Origin of the sequence: Pedobacter sp. Leaf41 (assembly GCF_001422545.1) — a bacterium.
Classification (GTDB): domain Bacteria; phylum Bacteroidota; class Bacteroidia; order Sphingobacteriales; family Sphingobacteriaceae; genus Pedobacter.
The window spans coordinates 65,070-82,394 of the sequence record NZ_LMLE01000011.1; the positions used below are offsets into that span (position 1 = coordinate 65,070).

Below are 17,325 nucleotides of genomic sequence, written 5' to 3' on the forward strand. Positions count from 1 at the left end.
CACGTTTTAGATTATTTGTGCCTTGTGAGAGATCATGAAATAAGGTTGCTAATTCATTTACTTTACCAAGCCATCTAATTTTTAATTGAGTGCTATTGGTATTTTCTAATGGGAAGATTGTGGATTTGGAATAAGACGCTAAAAAATCGTTTAAGATTTTAACGACTTGATTGTTTGTGTCTTTGCTATGATATTCTTTTTTTCTGCACGAATAATTAATTGAAGTATTTCCTTTTGCAAAAGTTTAGTGTAATCCGCGACCTCTTTCTCTGATTTATCTAGGACAAAGCTCCGTACTTCGTTTATAAAGGTTTTATTCCACTCATTTAAAAAATCTTGTAAATGATGATCAAAAGTATAAACTCTTATTAGCTTTTCTCCATTTCTAAGTTCATAATTACCCCCATTTTTCACCATACTCGCATTATTAAATATAGTTGGATCAAATGAAGAGTAAAATGTGTCAAAATCATGGAATTCGCTATAAATTACACTTATATAATTTTCTTCAATAAGTGTAAAATATGATTCTAATGGGTGTTTGGTATCGGGGTGGTTCTGCATTGTTCTAAAAATATTGATTTAAGATATTGTTATGAATTGACAATATCGACCAACTACTTAAGTATGATGAACTCTCATTTCATCGATATTTAGAAACTTAAATTTTGTTGAAGGATAAAGAACATGGTGAGATCGTTTTATCAGGGAATTTTGATCAATATTTTCAAAAAAATTATATTCGTCTAGTATATTGAAAAAATTATACTCTTTATTCCTGTTTAATCCTTTGTCACTTAATACATTATAATATAACAATGCTAGTTCATTATTTGAAAGCTGTGCCTGAATTAGATTGATGTATTCGACGTGATCATTTTGTGGTTTTCTGTTTTTCAAAGTGAACTGTAGGAGGTTATATAAATACCTGAAATAATGTCCTAATTCAGCGTGGAAATTTTTGTAAAAAATTAAATATGAATTGTTAATATCATCTCTGATTACTTCTCTTTCAAGGGATTCTATTTTTTTATTTTGCTGTATTTTTTCAAAAATTATTGCTAATTGCGATTGAGGGTTTATAGCGCCATATACACTATTGTACTCTTTACTTAATTCCTCTATTGCATAATCTATAAAATTCTGACCCTCCGGATGTTCCTCTATAAAATTGATTATGACTTTCTTTTTCATTGAAAGCTTAATATTATGAAGTACATTCAACATATTAAAAAACGTAGTTTCAAATTGTTGTTTCTCAATAAATCTTTGGTTATCGGTAAATTGATCTTTTTGAATATTTAGAGTTAGAACAATTAATAGAACCCCAATTATTGACCAGGTTATTGAAAGGATTTGTGCAGATTCCCCTAAAATTTTAGTGTAAGCTAAGTCTAAATTTCCTAATGGAGAAATCTTACCGTCTTGCCAAACTTTCAAAATAAAAGCAATTAGCAATAGCAAGCCAATAAAACCAAAAATATAGGTAACATATCTAATTATAGCTTTCATTTTTTATCTTTCTGTTCAGCTTTAATGTCGGCAAGCAGTTTCATGGATGCTTTCTTAACATCCAATATTTCAGGAAATCCTTTACTATTTATATTGACAAAATGTGAAATGTCAATATCTGGGCTGAAATTATCCATCATTGAAGTATCTAATGTGTATGGGCGGCCATTTGCTTTGAAATATATTTTCAATGGTACATTTTCAAGTCCCGACACCTGAAAGTAAGTATCTACTTTCGCACTATCGTTAAGGATTATATTTCTTACAGAATTCATCAAATTGATTTTCTTATTTCTCTTAGCCACAAGATTAACTTCCAAAAACACATCAGCAGGATTAAAATTGTCGTTGCTGTTTCTTGGCCTGAATACATTCAAGAATTGTCTGGAATCCCTTGATTGAAAACTTACTTTTTTTATCTCTGCTTCATCTAATATTCTATTAAACTCTCTAAAAGATGTGATTGGGTCAAAAGAGATGGTATAATCTGGGTGACTTTTGGTGAACTCTCCTCTGAGTGCCTTAACAAACATTGTGAAAACACCAAACTGCCTGAATCTCTGTAATAGTATATATCCCTTTGTTTCATTCTTAGGTATATCACAAAGAAAGTAGAAAGGCATTAAAGGAGAATCATCTTTTCCAATGGTACCTTTATTATTTCCTTTTCCATCTATAAAAGTTGATTCTACACCATAATCTCCTGTTTCAAGTTCTCCATCAATACATCTACCAAATGGCTTAAACTCTTGTGTGTTTATTCTTAGCCGTTTTTGATTTGCTTTATCTTCAAATATTGAAAACGTGTTAGATCCATCATTTAGTAAGGCTGGCAATTTTTGAATTAATGTAATAAGATCTGATCCAAAATCAAAATCACTCAAGACCTCTAAATCTTTTATACTCTGATTTCTTTTATGAATTGTAATTGTATATACTGCAACTGTGGTTAAACTCATGAGTTGAAAGGGTTAATTTAATGTAAATATAATTAATGTTTAAACTACAATTTTAAAAGTTTTAACATTGCATAGAATATTATACTTTTGCTCAAATATTAAATTTTATTCTGCGCTCTCTATGAAACTTAAAAGATTTATTGCGACAAATGCTCATGGTTACCTTAATTTTGATATTGATTTCTTTGAAGAGACTACATTTTTAATAGGAATTAATGGCTCAGGCAAAACCTCGGCTCTTAAGCTAATTTTGGGATTGATCAGTCCGTCATGGATAAATTTAAATCAAATATATTTTGAAACTGCCATTTTAGTTTGTGAGACATCATCAGGAGAAGAAATTACTATACAAGCAGTAAACCTTGATCAAAACAGTATAGAAATATCAATCTCTCCATTTGATATAAAACCCCATAAATTTTCTAGAATGGATATTTCGAAGGTTGATTTTACCGCCTCAAGACTAGAAAATAGATCAATTTTGTCATATATTTTGCGTCAGGAACAACGATTCCATCAAAATGCAGTGGTTAAAAAAATTGAAGAATTTACTACTCCGATATTCCTCGGCTTAGATAGGAGAATTTATGAAGGTAGAGAAATAGATTTATTAAATCTAGATAATTTGACTCGTCAAAAACAACCCACTGAGCCTTTGAAAGGTAATCTGTTTGAGAGTTTAAAAGACATAGAAAAGTTGGTTTTTGATAATTATTTTCTCTATACTCAAGAGCAATCAGCTATAAATGAAACGCTTAAGAATCAAATTATTCAAAGTTCCTTTGAAGTTTTGAATGAAAATCAGTTAGAAATTAAAATTGATACTAATCCTGATGGATGGAAAGAAAGAAGATATCAAGTTTTAAAAGCGGCTAAGAAGATTAATGTTCCAGGTATAATTGAGCAACTTAATGAATTCTTTTCTACACTTGAGGGGCTACAGGCAATTCTTGAGAGAAAAAACAAATCAAATAAAAAATCACATTCGTTTGATAGACAAGAGGTTAGTGCTTTTCAGAAATGGTATATTAATATGCCTCAACTCCAAAGAATTGATAAGATTATAAGCTTGTATGATGAATCTGAAGAAAAAATACAAACAGAATTTACGCCTTTTAAAAATTTTGAAAATCTAACAAATACTTTTTTAAAAGAAAGTAACAAAAGATTGCAAATCGGAAACAACGGTGAACTAATCATTCATCTACCACAAAATCCTGAACCTACAAATATATTTAAATTATCTTCTGGTGAGCAGCAGATTTTGGTAATGCTTGCCCAACTGATCTTTAGTGAAAACAAAAAAACAGAAGGAAGTATTTTTATTATTGATGAACCTGAACTTTCCTTGCACCTAGAATGGCAGGAGATTTTTGTTAAGTCAATAAAAGAAGCAAGTCCAAATACTCAATTTATTTTGGCAACCCATTCACCAACGATAATTGGTGCTTTAGAAAATCAAGATTTTTGTCAAGATCTGTCGCAATTTAATATTTTCTAATAGGCTATGCTAAAATTTAAAGATTACATAATGCCCAATATTGGGTTGTTTTTTAGGCATAAAAATTCAATAGATATCTTTATAGAAGATAATTACGATGAAGAATTTTATAAAGCATTACTTTCAAGAGTTTTCCAAGGATCTAGCTACCAAATAAATAAGCTTATCGCACTAGGCTGTAAAGAAAATGTGAAAAATGCCTGCAAAGCTGACCAGACAGCTAGAAGGCAAAAACGTATTTACTTAGTGGATGGCGACTTGGAACTAATTACTGATAGTAACGAAAAAGGGCTAAAGCATTATTATGTTCAGGAAAAATATTGTGTAGAAAACAATCTATTGCATAAATCTTCAATAATTGAAATTCTACATGACCACATGTCTGTTGATAAAGTTAAAATAGAAAAGCAATTAGGATTTGAGAATTGGCTTAAAGGTTTATCTAGGCCACTAATAGAACTTTTTTTAAACTATGCAATTTGCAAAAAAATTAAACCAACTGTTCAAACTGTTGCTTTTGGTGTAGGCAAACTCTGTACTGAGGTTAAAAAGGTTGCTATTCTAGATGAGAATAAAGTTAATGCCAGAATTGACACAATTAAAACTGAGATCTTAACGGAAATTTCTGAGGAAGAATACAATGAGTTGATTTATGATTTGCGGTGCAAATGGCCTGTTTCAATCGAAACTCTTATAACAATTGTATCAGCTAAGGACTACTTACTCCCTTTACTTGAATTTAGATTTCATAAGCTAAAATCGGTTAAGATGAAAAGAGAAACCCTGAGACTAAGGCTGGCAAAACTATGTAATGTTGAAGAATTGATGGAATTGATGATTGCATAAAATATTCATCTTATTTCTGGCATTACATCTCTTAATTCATCATTATTAGCCTCTCCAAGCCCTCTCAAATACTTAAGAGTCACAATCATGTTAGAGTGACCTAAAAGCTGCTGTAGGATATTTAAATCCTTTGTTTTTCTGTAAACTTGAACTGCTGCTGTGTGTCTAAATGAGTATAATGTTTGATGTTTTTGAATAAGACCTGTTTTGAGCATTTGGGTTTTAGCTCTTGACCATTGTGTTTTAAAATAATCATCATTAAATGGTTCTGATGTTAATGTGAAGATATTTGTATCAGCTTCAGTATATGAGGTTACTCTTTTGCCTAATTCTTGTTTTAAATAGTCTGGAATGAAAACGGTTCTTACTCGACCTCCTTTGTTTTCTGATCCCGATAACTGGATTTGTGTCAAGTCTGTAGACAAATGTTTACGCTTTAAAAATCTCACTTCTTGATGTGGCCTCAATAAACACCCATATGTTATTAGTGCGCATAAATAAAGGTTGTAATAATTTAACCTCAAAAAATCTAGTACGTTTTTCAGTTGATCATCTTGGTATATTTCATGTAGTTTAGCTTTAACCTTTTGTTTTGCTGTTTTTCCTACTGGGTTTTTGGTGATTAAATCTTTCCTGACAAACTCTGAAAAGAAAATTGATAGTGAGCATCTTTTGTTCATGTAACTACGGCCAGAGCTTTTGAATTGATTTAAAAATTCATCAATTATAGATAATGGTATTTCCTTTATATCTTTTTCTAATAATGTATTAGGTATATATTCCAGGAATTGCTCACATATTTTTTTTAAATCTCTTTTGTAAAATTTGCTGTAGGGAGAATCAAGTTTCTCAGTAAGAACATCATTGAATGCTTTTTTTATAGATATATCATCTGGTACTACTTCTTCTAATACTAATGGATTCCAGTTATTGTGAAGAGCTTTAGTATAGGCAGATTGTAGGTTGTTCAATAACTTATTCCTCTCTCTAATACTTTTGGCATGATTGGGGAAAATTTGTAGATTAAGTTTTTTGCCGTTGTAAAATTTATAACGGACATTGTTAAAGTAGAAGTAAATAAATGAACGTGACTTTAAATCATCGTTGGTTGAAATTTGAGGTGCTGTAAACATAGATCTGAAGATTATGTAAATAACAGCAACTGCTATTTAAGGCCTATCAATTGCAGTAGTAGAATTCAGATTTTAAATCAAAGTCTCATCTGTGTATCAAAACAGAATTTTTGGCTTAAATGTGTTGTTTCTGATGCTTAAATTGATATCTAGAAAGGGTTATGAATCCTGCGCTCTAACCATCTGAGCTACCCCGCCGGATAAAAATATTTGCTTATATTATCAAATATTTAGGTGGTTATTTTTTGGAGTTGCAAATATAGAATAAATTACCTTTCTTTAGAAAAATAAAATAAAAAAAATACGTCCGGATATATTCTACGAGGTTAAATCGTCACCACGAATTTTGTATAGCTTTATAAGTGAGCCAAATGGCTTATCGCAATGGTTTGCCGATGATGTAAATTTCCGTGATCAGGTTTATACCTTCACTTGGGACGACGAACAGCTTAAAGCGAAGCTTGTTTCTATCAAAGAGAATAAATTAGTGAAGTTTAAATGGCTTGATGATGAGCCGCAGTGCTATTTCGAAATGGAAATTGTGCAGGATGAACTTACTAATGATGTTGCTCTTGCCATAACCGATTTTACCACCGATGATTTATTGGCAGAGAAAAAATTGATTTGGGATAACCAAATTGACTATTTGATTAGCGTTTTAGGTGCATAGTTTAACGCTGCATTGCTTACCTTTGTAGGGTGAAAAAAATACATCTTCTTCTTATTAAAGCATTCATTAGGCCTTTCCTTGCCACATTTTTCGTGGTAATGTTTATTCTTTTGATGTTTTTTCTATTTAAGTGGATTGATGATCTGATTGGTAAAGGCTTCGAATGGTACACCATTTTGGAACTGATGTGTTATGCTTCGGCAGCCAATGTAGCCATGGCGTTGCCGCTCTCTGTACTGCTTTCTTCTATCATGACATTCGGAACGCTAGGTGAGAATTACGAACTTGTCGCCATAAAATCTGCAGGAATTTCGCTTCAAAAGGCCATGAGGCCACTCTTTGTGGTGATTATTATGCTCACCATCGGCTCTTTTCTGTTTTCGAATTATATGCTTCCAAAAGCCAATTTGAAATTTAGCTCGTTATTGTACGATGTTCGAAATAAAAAGTTGGCCTTCTTGATCAAGCCCGGAGTCTTCAATAATAGCATTCCTAATTATTCCATTCGTGTTGATGCTAAAGATGAGGATGGAACGCTACATGGCATCATGATTTATGATCATAAAGGTACTAACGGCATTCCAAAAGTAATCATGGCCAAAGAAGGGCAAATGAATAAAACTACTGACGGTAAATTTTTGGTCTTAGAGCTTAAGGATGGCGTTCAGTACGAAGAGCAATCTAACACGAGCGGAGCTTATAATCCCCGGCAAGTTTTATATCGGAGCAGATTTAAAGAAACTGCGCCTAAGTTTGATCTCTCCTCTTTTGAAATGAACAGGACTGATCCGAATGCTTTCGGAAACAGCACCCCAATGCTAAATCTCAAAGGCATTGCTAAAAAAAGAGATTCATTAACGAAGCAACTCGATACACTTAACAGGCAATCAAGCCGTGTGGCAAGCAATACCTTCAAACAATTTAACACCACCAAAGGATATACTAAAGTTAAAATTGCTCCTATTGTTATTGGCGAGGTTACTTTAAAATCTATTCCTAACGGAAGTAGAAAAACAGCAGTTGATAATGCATCGAACATCGTTTCCGGGATGGTGCAAAATCTTTCGAACACGGTGCCCAGATATGATGATTTGATGGGTGAAATTATCTTTACCCGGATAGAATACCAACGTAAATTTACGCTTGCCGCCTCTTGTATCCTGCTGTTCTTTATTGGTGCTCCTCTGGGTGCTATTATCAGAAAGGGCGGAATGGGATTACCTGTGGTTATTGCTATTTCCTTCTTTTTGGTCTATCATATCATCACTACCGTGGCCGAGAAATCTGCTAGGGAAGGTAACTTGAACCCCATATTTGCCATGTGGATTGCCGTTATTGTGCTATCGCCATTGGCTGCATTTTTAACTTATAAAGCCACTGTTGATTCTGCACTGTTTGACGTAAACTATTATAAACAGTTTTTTAAAAAACTCCTTCGAATCACACAGAAATAAGCCCAAATATCATTTACTTCCAGATGATATTTATTTCACCAAATTGCTCATTTAGATTGTACCTTTGTACCTGTAAAACATTAGTGAAATAACCTGTTTCGGGCGAAGCTAATTGTATTACCTATATGCTTTTATACAAATGCAAACAAAATTAAACACCATAGAAGAGGCGATAGCCGACATCAAAGCTGGTAAAGTGATCATCGTTGTAGATGATGAAAATAGAGAAAACGAAGGTGACTTTTTAACTGCAGCAGAGAATGCCACGCCAGAAGTGATCAACTTCATGGCAACCTATGGGCGAGGTTTAATTTGCGCTCCGCTCACTGAAGAGCGTTGTAAAGAATTAAAACTTGATTTAATGGTGGGTAAAAATACCGCCGCTTACGAAACTAATTTTACAGTATCAGTGGATTTAGTTGGTCATGGTTGTACCACTGGAATTTCTGCCAGCGACAGATCGAAGACAATGTTGGCACTCGTTAACCCTAAAACCGATCCGGAAGAATTGGGTAGACCAGGACATATCTTTCCTTTGATAGCTAAAGATGGTGGGGTAATTCGCCGTGCCGGTCATACAGAAGCCGCAGTAGATTTAGCCCGCCTTGCCGGGATGAAGCCTGCGGGTTTATTGGTAGAGATTTTGAAAGAAGATGGCGAAATGGCCAGACTCCCGGATTTAATGAAGATTGCCGAGCAGCATCAGTTAAAAATTATTTCGATTGAAGATTTAATCGCTTATCGTTTGAATATTGATAGTTTAATTAAGAAAGAAGTTACTATTGATTTACCTACGGCGTGGGGCGATTTTAAAATGAGCGCTTATACTCAATTGGACAATGGTGCTACCCATTTGGCTATATCAAAAGGCGAATGGGGACCTGATGAACCAATTTTGGCTCGTGTGCATAGTTCATGTGTAACTGGTGATATCTTTGGTTCTTGTAGATGCGACTGCGGACCTCAATTGCACAAAGCTTTGGAAATGATTCAAAAGGAAGGCAAAGGAATCGTTGTTTACATGAATCAAGAGGGCAGAGGTATTGGACTCATAAACAAACTTCGCTCTTACAATCTACAGGATGCAGGTTTTGATACGGTTGAAGCCAATATTAAACTGGGTTTCAAAGGTGATGAACGCGATTATGGCGTTGGGGCTCAAATTTTAAGATCGGAGGGCGTAACTAAAATGCGCTTAATGACTAACAACCCTACAAAAAGAGCCGGGCTAATTGGCTATGGTCTCGAAGCGGTAGAAAACATTCCAATCGAAATTGAAAGTAACGTTCACAATGAGCGCTATTTGAAAACAAAAAGAGATAAAATGGGTCATTCTATCATGAAAGGATAGGTTGATTTTTGGTTGGCAATTTTCAGTTAATAAAATTGCCAACTAACATTTAAATTTTGTAGTTATTAGCTGCTTACTTAAAAATTCTATCGAAAACCTACCTCCGCTGATTACCCTTACTTTGATTAATAATCGCTTCTTTATTAATTGATTTATTCGTTTTAACAGGCGATTCACTTTGCTTTCTTCTCAAGTTTCTGCGGTAAGCTCCGGTAATCTTTTGAATAAATTCTTTAAACGTATCAAACTGCTGGGTGTAAACTAAACCAAATGAAGTTACGTTCCTGTTTTGATCAATACCAGGGTTGGCAAAGATACTCTGGATCGTTGGTGGTTTATTGGCCACTTTACCCAACAAGCTACCATCTTTTCTGATTAAAAATAAACCTTCAACCTCGCCGCCAACATTGCTTCTGTTAAAATCGATAATGGTAAAATCATTTAAGCTATTTCGATCTACAATACCAGCATTGATAATTAAACGATCATTAAAAAGTTTAACAGATGCACTGGCTTCACTTAATGAACGTACGTTAAGATCGACAAAGTTTAAGTTTAATGAAGAAAGCACATTGTTAAATTGATTAAAAACCAACTCGGTAGCTGTACTGGTGGCGGTTGAGCTTAATTGGTTTCCAATAGATTCTCCGCCATTTCCTGGAGCAAAACTTCTTCTAATAATTAAACTGAAAGCTTGTAAGTTTAAATTATTTTGATCGCTAAAATAAGTTTGAAGTTCTTCTTTAATTGCGGGTTGGGCAGGAAAAAAGATATCCAGTTTAATATCTGGCTGTAGCAGCAATCCTGTTAAACCCATTTCTACTTCGGTGTTTACACGCTGGTTAGCATTACTGCTGGCATCTCTGTTCGCAGCTTTAAACAATTCGTTCAAGTTCGCCCGTAACGCGTAAACGGCCTTTAAATTGATTTGTGCTGCGGTCGGGTTACCCGTCCATCGTATCGTACCTCCCTGCCTGATCTCAAATTTTTTGTTAATCACTTCTTGAGCCGTGAAGTCAAAACTACCCGTTTCAATGATATAATCACCAGACATTTCAAAATCACCTAAGCTATTGATGTTTAGGTTTAACTCGGCATTACCTTTGCCACTCAAATTGCCAAGTGTTGTATAAATATTTGCTGTTGTATTCGGGTCGATGGTAAGCTTAAATGTTAACGTTAAGCCATCGAAATTAGTGGTTTTCTTTACCACCTTACTCGAATCTCTACTGATGAAATTTATAAAATCCTTATCCGAAACCGTTTCCGAACTATTTAGTGGAAGATTGAAAACTGTGCCCTTTTCAGTTTTGGCTTTTATATCAATCTTCATTTTACTCGTAGGGCCAGTAAACTTAAACACCCCTGTACCGTAAGCTTTTCCAAAATAAACTGAATTGTCTTTTGAGGTCGTATTTAAAGCCATCAAACTGTTTGCGTTCACCGTTACATTCAAAGTAGGATCATCGAGATTATTCAGGTCTACTGTTCCTCTCGCAGTAGCTTCATGGCCCTCCAGATCGGCCAAGACAAAACCATCTGATGATTCGCCATCTAATAACACCACACTGTTTTCTATTTTTACCTCATCAGTAATTACATAAGTAGTTTTGAGATAATTCACCATCAATTGTCCCTTATCAAAAGCAACACTGCCATTAATTTCAGGTTTATCTAATTTTCCCTTAACGGTTAAGTCGGCAGAAATATCACCTTTAAGATTAGAAACAAGTTGTTTTACAAATGGCTCCAGAATCGTTAATTTGCTGTCGTTCATTCTAACATTCAGGTCGATCAGCTTCTCTTTTAAATCTAGATTTCCGGTGAGTTTAAAAGTTTCTGAATCCTCGGCCATGATTCGTGTGAAGACGTTTACTCTGTTGCTCTGATTATCGAAAGATGATGTATCGGTAAGGGTTCCAATATAAATATTATTGAAGGTAAGCGAATCGATTTTGAGGTCGTCGTTTACTTTTGGAGCTTTCAGAATGCCGTACAGATTAGTTGTTCCATTCACATTTCCGCTTAATTTCACGCCGAAACCCTTGGTAAAAGGATTAAGCGTTTTCAAATTAAAATCTTTAAAACCAACAGCGAGCAGATCTTTTTGATCTTCGGAAATTAAACCATCAATGGTTAATTGTTGAACTCCGTTCGTCAGATCGAAGTTACTGATCAAAGTTTTGCCATTATTTAAAGCAATGCGTACTTTCTCCTGAATGCGCCATTCTTCACTATTTATTTTTAAAATAGATGGCAAAATGCTTAGGCGTGCAACAGTATCCTGATTTTTAGTAAACTCTACCAAGCCATTCAGATCGAGCTGGTTAGCTTCATCAGAATTGGACATTTTTACGTTGAACGAAAGACTGTCATTCCGAAGAATATTTGAAATATTTACATCTTTGATGAATAAGCTATCATTCAGCTGAACACGGTCTGAAGTAACGATCAGCTGCAACTGTTCTTTCGTCGTATTTTCATCCAGAATGATATTATTTACCACTACGCCATTGTATTTCAATTTCCTTACGAAACCGTTTAAGGTAGCGGTATTATTTCGTGAATCGAAGTCCCCAATAAGCGTGGCACCTTCCTCCATTTCCAAACCAGGCGAAATAAACTGCGCTAATGGCTCAAATTTCTTCACCTGCAGATTAAACTTGAATATTTGATTTTTGAATTTAAAAATGTCAGCCCTAAGCGAGGGAACATACGTTTTGGCGATGGCTTTGTAGTAGGAAACGATGGAGTTTAAATCGTATTCACCACGAATACTTGCATCTAAAATATCTGATCGGATATCCAATGTCCGATCTACTCCTGTACCCTTCGCTATCAATTGAAGTGAATCGACATGATAAATGCCCTTCGGATTTTGCAACCTAATCTCTTGGATAAGTAAGCTGCCTTCAATATTGTTTAGGTTTGTTCCTGAAAAATTTGTGCTAAACTTTGCATCAACCAACAACGAATCTCTTAAAAGTTTCAATGCTTTTAACCTAGCCCTGGTGATGGTGGCGTTAAAGGCAAATACAGGAAGTTTCGGATTTAAGTTTACACCTCCATCAAAGAGAAGTTTTACATTTTTATCGTTGATACTTAATTTTCCATCGAAATTTTTCTTTTCAAAAGTTCCATCAATTTTAACGTTTCTATATCGATAATTGTTGAAGTCAATATATTCAACATCTCCGCTAAGTTTTTCGGTTAGTTCCTTTAATTCAGTACCTCTTCCTTTTACATACAATGATGAACTAATTCGGCCCAAACTCTTCTCATCTAACAAATTGCCGATATTAAAATCAAACGTTTTAACGTTACCTGTATAAGAGGGGACATCATTTTTGTCGATTTTCATATTCACATCAGAAACAATTCGGCCTAACTTCGTCTTAAATTCCCCGTAAGCAATAAAGTCGTTCTGAAAACCAGTAAAATTTCCATTAAAATTGATATTGCCGAATTTGCTTACGATAATTGGAATCATCGGTTTTTTGTTTCCTGTAATTCCAGCTAGTACTTCATCTAAATCTTTTTTATTTGTACCAGCCATTTCAATCTTTAAATCCATAAAGGTTTCTTTCCATTTCGGAAGACCTCTGAGGATAAAATCGCCTTTGATGTGCGTAGCTTTTCCTGATCTAATGGAAAGTTTTTTGGCTCTCAGGTTATTTACTAATCCAGTAATCTGGCCATCTATATCAAGTTCAATTTTCATTGAATTTAATTCAGGAGCAAAAAAAGCAACATCTTTGGAGGAAAGATGGCTTTCTTTGAAAATGGCTTTCATCCGTACGCTATCTACATAGTGGTTAAAGTCCCGATAGCTTTTAAACTTCATTTGATAGTAATCGGTTAAGCGGCTATTTTCCGTTACCAATAATAGTTTCTTTAGTTCTATCGCGTTACTATCGATAGTTGTTTCAGCAGTTAAATTTTTTAGATAGAAGCCACTTCTCTCGCGAAGGGTTAAATTTTTGATGTTGGTTTTGACCAGATGGTTCTTGGTGTCTAATCCTTCAAATATTCCGCTTAATTCCTTAACATCAACATTATCGAAATTTACATTTTTGCCTTGAACAGTATCTTTCGCGGCAAAATTCTTATATCTAAAAGCGAATTTATTTAAAATCACCCGACCTATATTGATATCATAAGGTTTACTTTTCGGTTTCTTTACAGTAGGTTTACCAGAATCGAAATAGTTAATAATGAAATCGAGATTAGAAGACTTATCTTTGAAATCCTTTAGGAAAAATTGGCCATTATTGACTTGAATGGTATTGATATCAATAATCTTTTTGTCGATTGAAAATTGATTAATATCAACCATGAACTCTGGAGTGCTCAACAAGGTGTCTTTTTGAAGATCGAGAACAAGCAAATCTTCCAATACAATAGATTTGAAAGGTTTGATGTAAAGGCTTTTAATTGATACCTTAGTATTGAGCTCTTTTGACAAATATGCCGCTGCTTTTTGGGCAATATAAGTTTGGACAGGCTTAAACTGTAGTGAAAAAATAATAAGCGCCAGCAGCAAAATTATTGATGCAATTACCCAAAGGAGTATTTTAAATAGTTTTTTAATAATTTTGCAGCTTAAAAATAAATAATTTGTCTGTTATACTTGCTATCGAATCTTCTTGCGATGACACTTCAGTCGCTATATGTAACAACGGCAAAATTACGGCCAATGTTATTGCAAACCAAACAATTCATGAAAATTATGGTGGTGTAATCCCTGAATTAGCATCTAGGGTACATCAACAAAATATTGTGCCTACCATTGAACAAGCATTAAAAAATGCACAGGTTACAAAACAGGACATTAGTGCTGTTGCGTTTACACAGGGTCCGGGCCTGTTGGGCTCACTTTTGGTAGGTGTTTCCTTTGCAAAATCATTCGCATTGGGCTTAAATATACCCTTAATTTCTGTCAATCACATGCATGCGCACATATTGGCGCATTTTATTGATGAGCCAAAACCCAATTTCCCTTTCTTGTGTCTTACCGTTTCTGGTGGGCATACACAAATTGTATTGGTGAAGGATTATTTCGATATGGAAATTGTGGGCGAAACGTTGGATGATGCAGCTGGGGAGGCCTTCGATAAAACGGCCAAGATTTTACAGCTGCCTTATCCTGGAGGTCCTTTAATTGATAAACATGCTAAAAATGGAAATCCGAAAGCATATAAATTTGCCGAGCCCCAGATAGCTGATCTAAATTTTAGCTTTAGTGGTTTCAAAACCTCCGTTCTTTATTTTATCAGAAAGCAGGAGATAGAGAATCCAAATTTTATCACCGAAAATTTGGATGATATTTGTGCATCTGTTCAGCACAGCATTGTTCAGATATTGTTGAACAAGCTTAAAAAAGCTGCAAAGCAATTTAATATTAATGAGATTGCAATAGCTGGTGGTGTTTCTGCAAACTCTGGATTAAGAGATGGTTTGCAGCAAACAGCTGATGAACTGGGATGGAAGGTTTATATTCCTGCATTTCAATATTGTACTGATAATGCAGGAATGATTGCCATTGCCGGATACCAAAAGTTTTTGGTTAACGACTTCGTGGGCCAAGAGGTATCGCCGAAAGCGAGAATGGAATTTTAAGGCGATGATTACACAGATTATTTGATTACACGAATGTAATTTTGAATAAATAGTTTAAGATTGAAATTTTATTTTGCCTTATTCTTAAATCGTGCAAATCCTAATCTAACTATTTGACTTTATACTTTTAACTTTATACTTTTTTATGACTGGAGCATCATTAATATTTTGGATTGTTTGTGCAGTACCGCTTATTGGACTGTTATATTATTTGATTAGAAAAGATAAGAATAAATTAAGCGGAAGTTGGGGAGTAATTATTTTAGGTGCTTTGGTAATTGCTGCCTTGTTGGTAATTGTTTACGTAACAAAAGATTTTAACGCAGTTTTTAGCCAGGGTTAAAACTATTGACATAATATCATAAAAAAGCGCTTTGTTAGATTTTGTCTAACAAAGCGCTTTTTATGCTTTTGAGTATCGAAATTATTTTTCTTCCAATTTATCGCCGGTTACTTCGGCTTTAATTTTAATTTCCAATTCTTCTGCTAATTCTGGGTTATCACTTAAAAGTTGCTTAACCGCATCTCTACCTTGACCCAATTTAGTATCTCCGTACGAGTACCAAGACCCTGCTTTCTTGATAATGCCAAAATCAACACCTAAATCTACAATTTCGCCATTTTTCGAAATACCTTCGCCAAACATTACGTCAAACTCTGCAATACGGAAAGGCGGAGCCACCTTATTTTTAACAATCTTAACTTTAACACGGTTACCAGAAACTTCATCAGAATCTTTAATTTGAGAAATACGGCGAATATCTAAACGTACTGAAGCATAAAATTTTAACGCGTTACCACCTGTAGTTGTCTCTGGGTTACCGAACATCACACCGATTTTATCACGTAATTGGTTGATGAAAATACAGCAGCAGCCAGTTTTTGAAATGGTACCAGTTAACTTACGTAATGCCTGGCTCATCAAACGGGCATGTAAGCCCATTTTACTGTCGCCCATTTCGCCTTCAATTTCACTTTTCGGAACCAACGCAGCAACGGAGTCAATCACGATTACATCAATTGCGCCGGAGCGAATCAGGTTATCAGCAATTTCTAATGCCTGTTCGCCATTGTCTGGTTGAGAAATTAATAAGTTATCAGTATCCACACCGAGTTTTTTAGCATAGAACTGATCGAATGCATGTTCCGCATCAATAAAAGCAGCTATACCACCTTTTTTCTGCGCTTCTGCAATAATATGGGTAGCTAATGTCGTTTTACCGGATGATTCCGGCCCATAAATTTCGATTACTCTTCCCTTGGGAATACCACCAATGCCTAAAGCAATGTCTAAACTGATTGATCCTGTAGAAATAAAATCTATCGGTTCAATAGCCGTATCGCCAAGTTTCATTATGGTACCTTTACCATACGATTTTTCTAATTTATCTAAAGTAAGCTGTAAAGCTTTTAATTTGTCGGGGTTTGCGCTTGCCATTTTCTTGTAATTTGATTTCGTAAATATAATTGAATTATGAGCTAATATGCGTAGAATGTTTATAACTATTTACTAAAATATTTAGCTAAGGTAATTGTTTTTTAGCTAATGTCAATAGTAATTTAAAAATAATTTAAGCTTCGTGCTTTTCACGCTCATTTTTCGCCGTCATGCGTTCAAAATACCTGCACATGTAGGTAATTTCACAAATATCACATTTCGGGCTTCGGGCCACGCAAACATAACGCCCGTGAAGAATTAGCCAGTGATGCGCAATGTGTATATCATGTTGAGGAAGATGTTTAACCAAATCTTTTTCTACTGCCAAGGGTGTTTTTCCATTAGTTAATCCCAACCTGTTGGCTACACGAAAAACATGAGTATCCACTGCCATTGCCGGGGCATTATAAATTACAGATGCAATTACATTGGCAGTTTTACGTCCAACTCCCGGCATTTTTTGTAAATCATCTATTCCCGAAGGAACAACATCATTAAATTCATTTACCAGAATATTGGCCATTCCTACAAGATGTTTGGCTTTGTTATTTGGATAGCTGATACTTCTGATGTAATCAAATACCATATCTGGAGTGGCTTCAGATAGTGTTTTGGCATTCGGAAATCGTTGAAAAAGGGCCGGAGTAACCATATTTACCCGCTTATCAGTACATTGAGCCGAAAGAATTACGGCAACCAGAAGCTGATAGGGATTATTATAATGTAGTTCGGTTTCTGCATCGGGCTGCTTTGCTGAGAAGTGCTCTACAAAAAGTTTATAACGTTCTTTCTTTAACATGAGCAAATATAGAAATTGATCCTTTTACTCGTGAGTCAAAAGA

14 protein-coding genes are annotated in these 17,325 nt (G+C 34.7%); 7 read left to right on the forward strand and 7 right to left on the reverse strand.

Annotation, left to right across the window (positions count from 1 at the left end; translation table 11 throughout):
- Positions 1–150: 150 nt before the first annotated feature.
- From ASE92_RS17985 to ASE92_RS17995, 3 genes are read right to left on the reverse strand one after another with little or no spacing between them, the layout of a single operon-like run.
- A complete protein-coding gene (locus ASE92_RS17985) occupies positions 151–564 on the reverse strand; it encodes a hypothetical protein (protein ID WP_056851514.1) in 414 nt (137 codons plus the stop codon).
- Positions 565–621: 57 nt separating this feature from the next.
- Positions 622–1,512: a putative phage abortive infection protein gene (locus ASE92_RS17990; protein ID WP_056851515.1), complete on the reverse strand. Its 891-nt coding sequence runs from the start codon at positions 1,510–1,512 to the stop codon at positions 622–624.
- Positions 1,509–2,471, reverse strand: coding sequence for a hypothetical protein (locus tag ASE92_RS17995; protein ID WP_056851516.1), 963 nt, complete (start codon positions 2,469–2,471; stop codon positions 1,509–1,511). The genes ASE92_RS17990 and ASE92_RS17995 overlap by 4 nt, the downstream gene beginning before the upstream one ends.
- Positions 2,472–2,592: 121 nt before the next feature.
- Here ASE92_RS17995 and ASE92_RS18000 point away from each other — a divergent pair, with 121 nt between their 5' ends.
- Both ASE92_RS18000 and ASE92_RS18005 read left to right on the forward strand, forming a co-directional pair.
- On the forward strand, positions 2,593–3,972 hold the full coding sequence (locus tag ASE92_RS18000; protein WP_056851517.1) for an AAA family ATPase: 1,380 nt from the start codon (positions 2,593–2,595) through the stop codon (positions 3,970–3,972).
- A 6-nt stretch (positions 3,973–3,978) separates the two neighbouring features.
- A complete protein-coding gene (locus ASE92_RS18005) occupies positions 3,979–4,818 on the forward strand; it encodes a DUF4435 domain-containing protein (RefSeq protein ID WP_056851518.1) in 840 nt (279 codons plus the stop codon).
- 5 nt (positions 4,819–4,823) lie between these two features.
- Here ASE92_RS18005 and ASE92_RS18010 read toward each other — a convergent pair whose 3' ends face one another.
- Positions 4,824–5,951: a site-specific integrase gene (locus tag ASE92_RS18010; protein WP_056851519.1), complete on the reverse strand. Its 1,128-nt coding sequence runs from the start codon at positions 5,949–5,951 to the stop codon at positions 4,824–4,826.
- A gap of 292 nt (positions 5,952–6,243) precedes the next feature.
- Here ASE92_RS18010 and ASE92_RS18015 point away from each other — a divergent pair, with 292 nt between their 5' ends.
- The 3 genes from ASE92_RS18015 (at position 6,244) to ASE92_RS18025 (ending at position 9,426) form a co-directional block, all read left to right on the forward strand.
- Positions 6,244–6,621 (forward strand): START-like domain-containing protein, encoded by a 378-nt coding sequence (locus ASE92_RS18015; RefSeq protein ID WP_056851520.1) that lies wholly within the window; start codon positions 6,244–6,246, stop codon positions 6,619–6,621.
- Positions 6,622–6,650: 29 nt separating this feature from the next.
- The gene (locus tag ASE92_RS18020) at positions 6,651–8,075 is read left to right on the forward strand and encodes an LptF/LptG family permease (protein ID WP_056851521.1); all 1,425 of its coding nucleotides are present in this window, start codon (positions 6,651–6,653) and stop codon (positions 8,073–8,075) included.
- 139 nt (positions 8,076–8,214) lie between these two features.
- On the forward strand, positions 8,215–9,426 hold the full coding sequence (locus ASE92_RS18025) for a bifunctional 3,4-dihydroxy-2-butanone-4-phosphate synthase/GTP cyclohydrolase II (protein WP_056851522.1): 1,212 nt from the start codon (positions 8,215–8,217) through the stop codon (positions 9,424–9,426).
- Between the two features lie 97 nt (positions 9,427–9,523).
- On the opposite strand, the gene ASE92_RS18030 is transcribed toward ASE92_RS18025, so the two are convergent.
- Positions 9,524–13,891, reverse strand: a complete 4,368-nt coding sequence (locus ASE92_RS18030) for a translocation/assembly module TamB domain-containing protein (RefSeq protein ID WP_235527395.1) — start codon at positions 13,889–13,891, stop codon at positions 9,524–9,526.
- Between the two features lie 152 nt (positions 13,892–14,043).
- On the opposite strand from ASE92_RS18030, the gene tsaD reads away from it, so the two are divergent.
- Complete coding sequence (gene tsaD, locus ASE92_RS18035; RefSeq protein WP_056851524.1) at positions 14,044–15,045, forward strand: tRNA (adenosine(37)-N6)-threonylcarbamoyltransferase complex transferase subunit TsaD; 1,002 nt, start codon at positions 14,044–14,046, stop codon at positions 15,043–15,045.
- A 145-nt stretch (positions 15,046–15,190) separates the two neighbouring features.
- On the forward strand, positions 15,191–15,388 hold the full coding sequence (locus tag ASE92_RS18040) for a hypothetical protein (protein WP_056851525.1): 198 nt from the start codon (positions 15,191–15,193) through the stop codon (positions 15,386–15,388).
- 81 nt (positions 15,389–15,469) lie between these two features.
- On the opposite strand, the gene recA is transcribed toward ASE92_RS18040, so the two are convergent.
- A complete protein-coding gene (gene recA, locus ASE92_RS18045; protein ID WP_056094982.1) occupies positions 15,470–16,483 on the reverse strand; it encodes a recombinase RecA in 1,014 nt (337 codons plus the stop codon).
- 133 nt (positions 16,484–16,616) lie between these two features.
- Positions 16,617–17,282: an endonuclease III gene (nth, locus tag ASE92_RS18050; protein WP_056851526.1), complete on the reverse strand. Its 666-nt coding sequence runs from the start codon at positions 17,280–17,282 to the stop codon at positions 16,617–16,619.
- Positions 17,283–17,325 lie beyond the last annotated feature (43 nt).

Coding starts and splice junctions, on each gene's coding strand:
- ASE92_RS17985 (WP_056851514.1), bottom strand. CDS start 564: ATGCAGAACCACCCCGATACCAAACACCCATTAGAATCATATTTTACA.
- ASE92_RS17990 (WP_056851515.1), bottom strand. CDS start 1,512: ATGAAAGCTATAATTAGATATGTTACCTATATTTTTGGTTTTATTGGC.
- ASE92_RS17995 (WP_056851516.1), bottom strand. CDS start 2,471: ATGAGTTTAACCACAGTTGCAGTATATACAATTACAATTCATAAAAGA.
- ASE92_RS18000 (WP_056851517.1), top strand. CDS start 2,593: ATGAAACTTAAAAGATTTATTGCGACAAATGCTCATGGTTACCTTAAT.
- ASE92_RS18025 (WP_056851522.1), top strand. CDS start 8,215: ATGCAAACAAAATTAAACACCATAGAAGAGGCGATAGCCGACATCAAA.
- ASE92_RS18005 (WP_056851518.1), top strand. CDS start 3,979: ATGCTAAAATTTAAAGATTACATAATGCCCAATATTGGGTTGTTTTTT.
- recA (WP_056094982.1), bottom strand. CDS start 16,483: ATGGCAAGCGCAAACCCCGACAAATTAAAAGCTTTACAGCTTACTTTA.
- ASE92_RS18040 (WP_056851525.1), top strand. CDS start 15,191: ATGACTGGAGCATCATTAATATTTTGGATTGTTTGTGCAGTACCGCTT.
- nth (WP_056851526.1), bottom strand. CDS start 17,282: ATGTTAAAGAAAGAACGTTATAAACTTTTTGTAGAGCACTTCTCAGCA.
- ASE92_RS18010 (WP_056851519.1), bottom strand. CDS start 5,951: ATGTTTACAGCACCTCAAATTTCAACCAACGATGATTTAAAGTCACGT.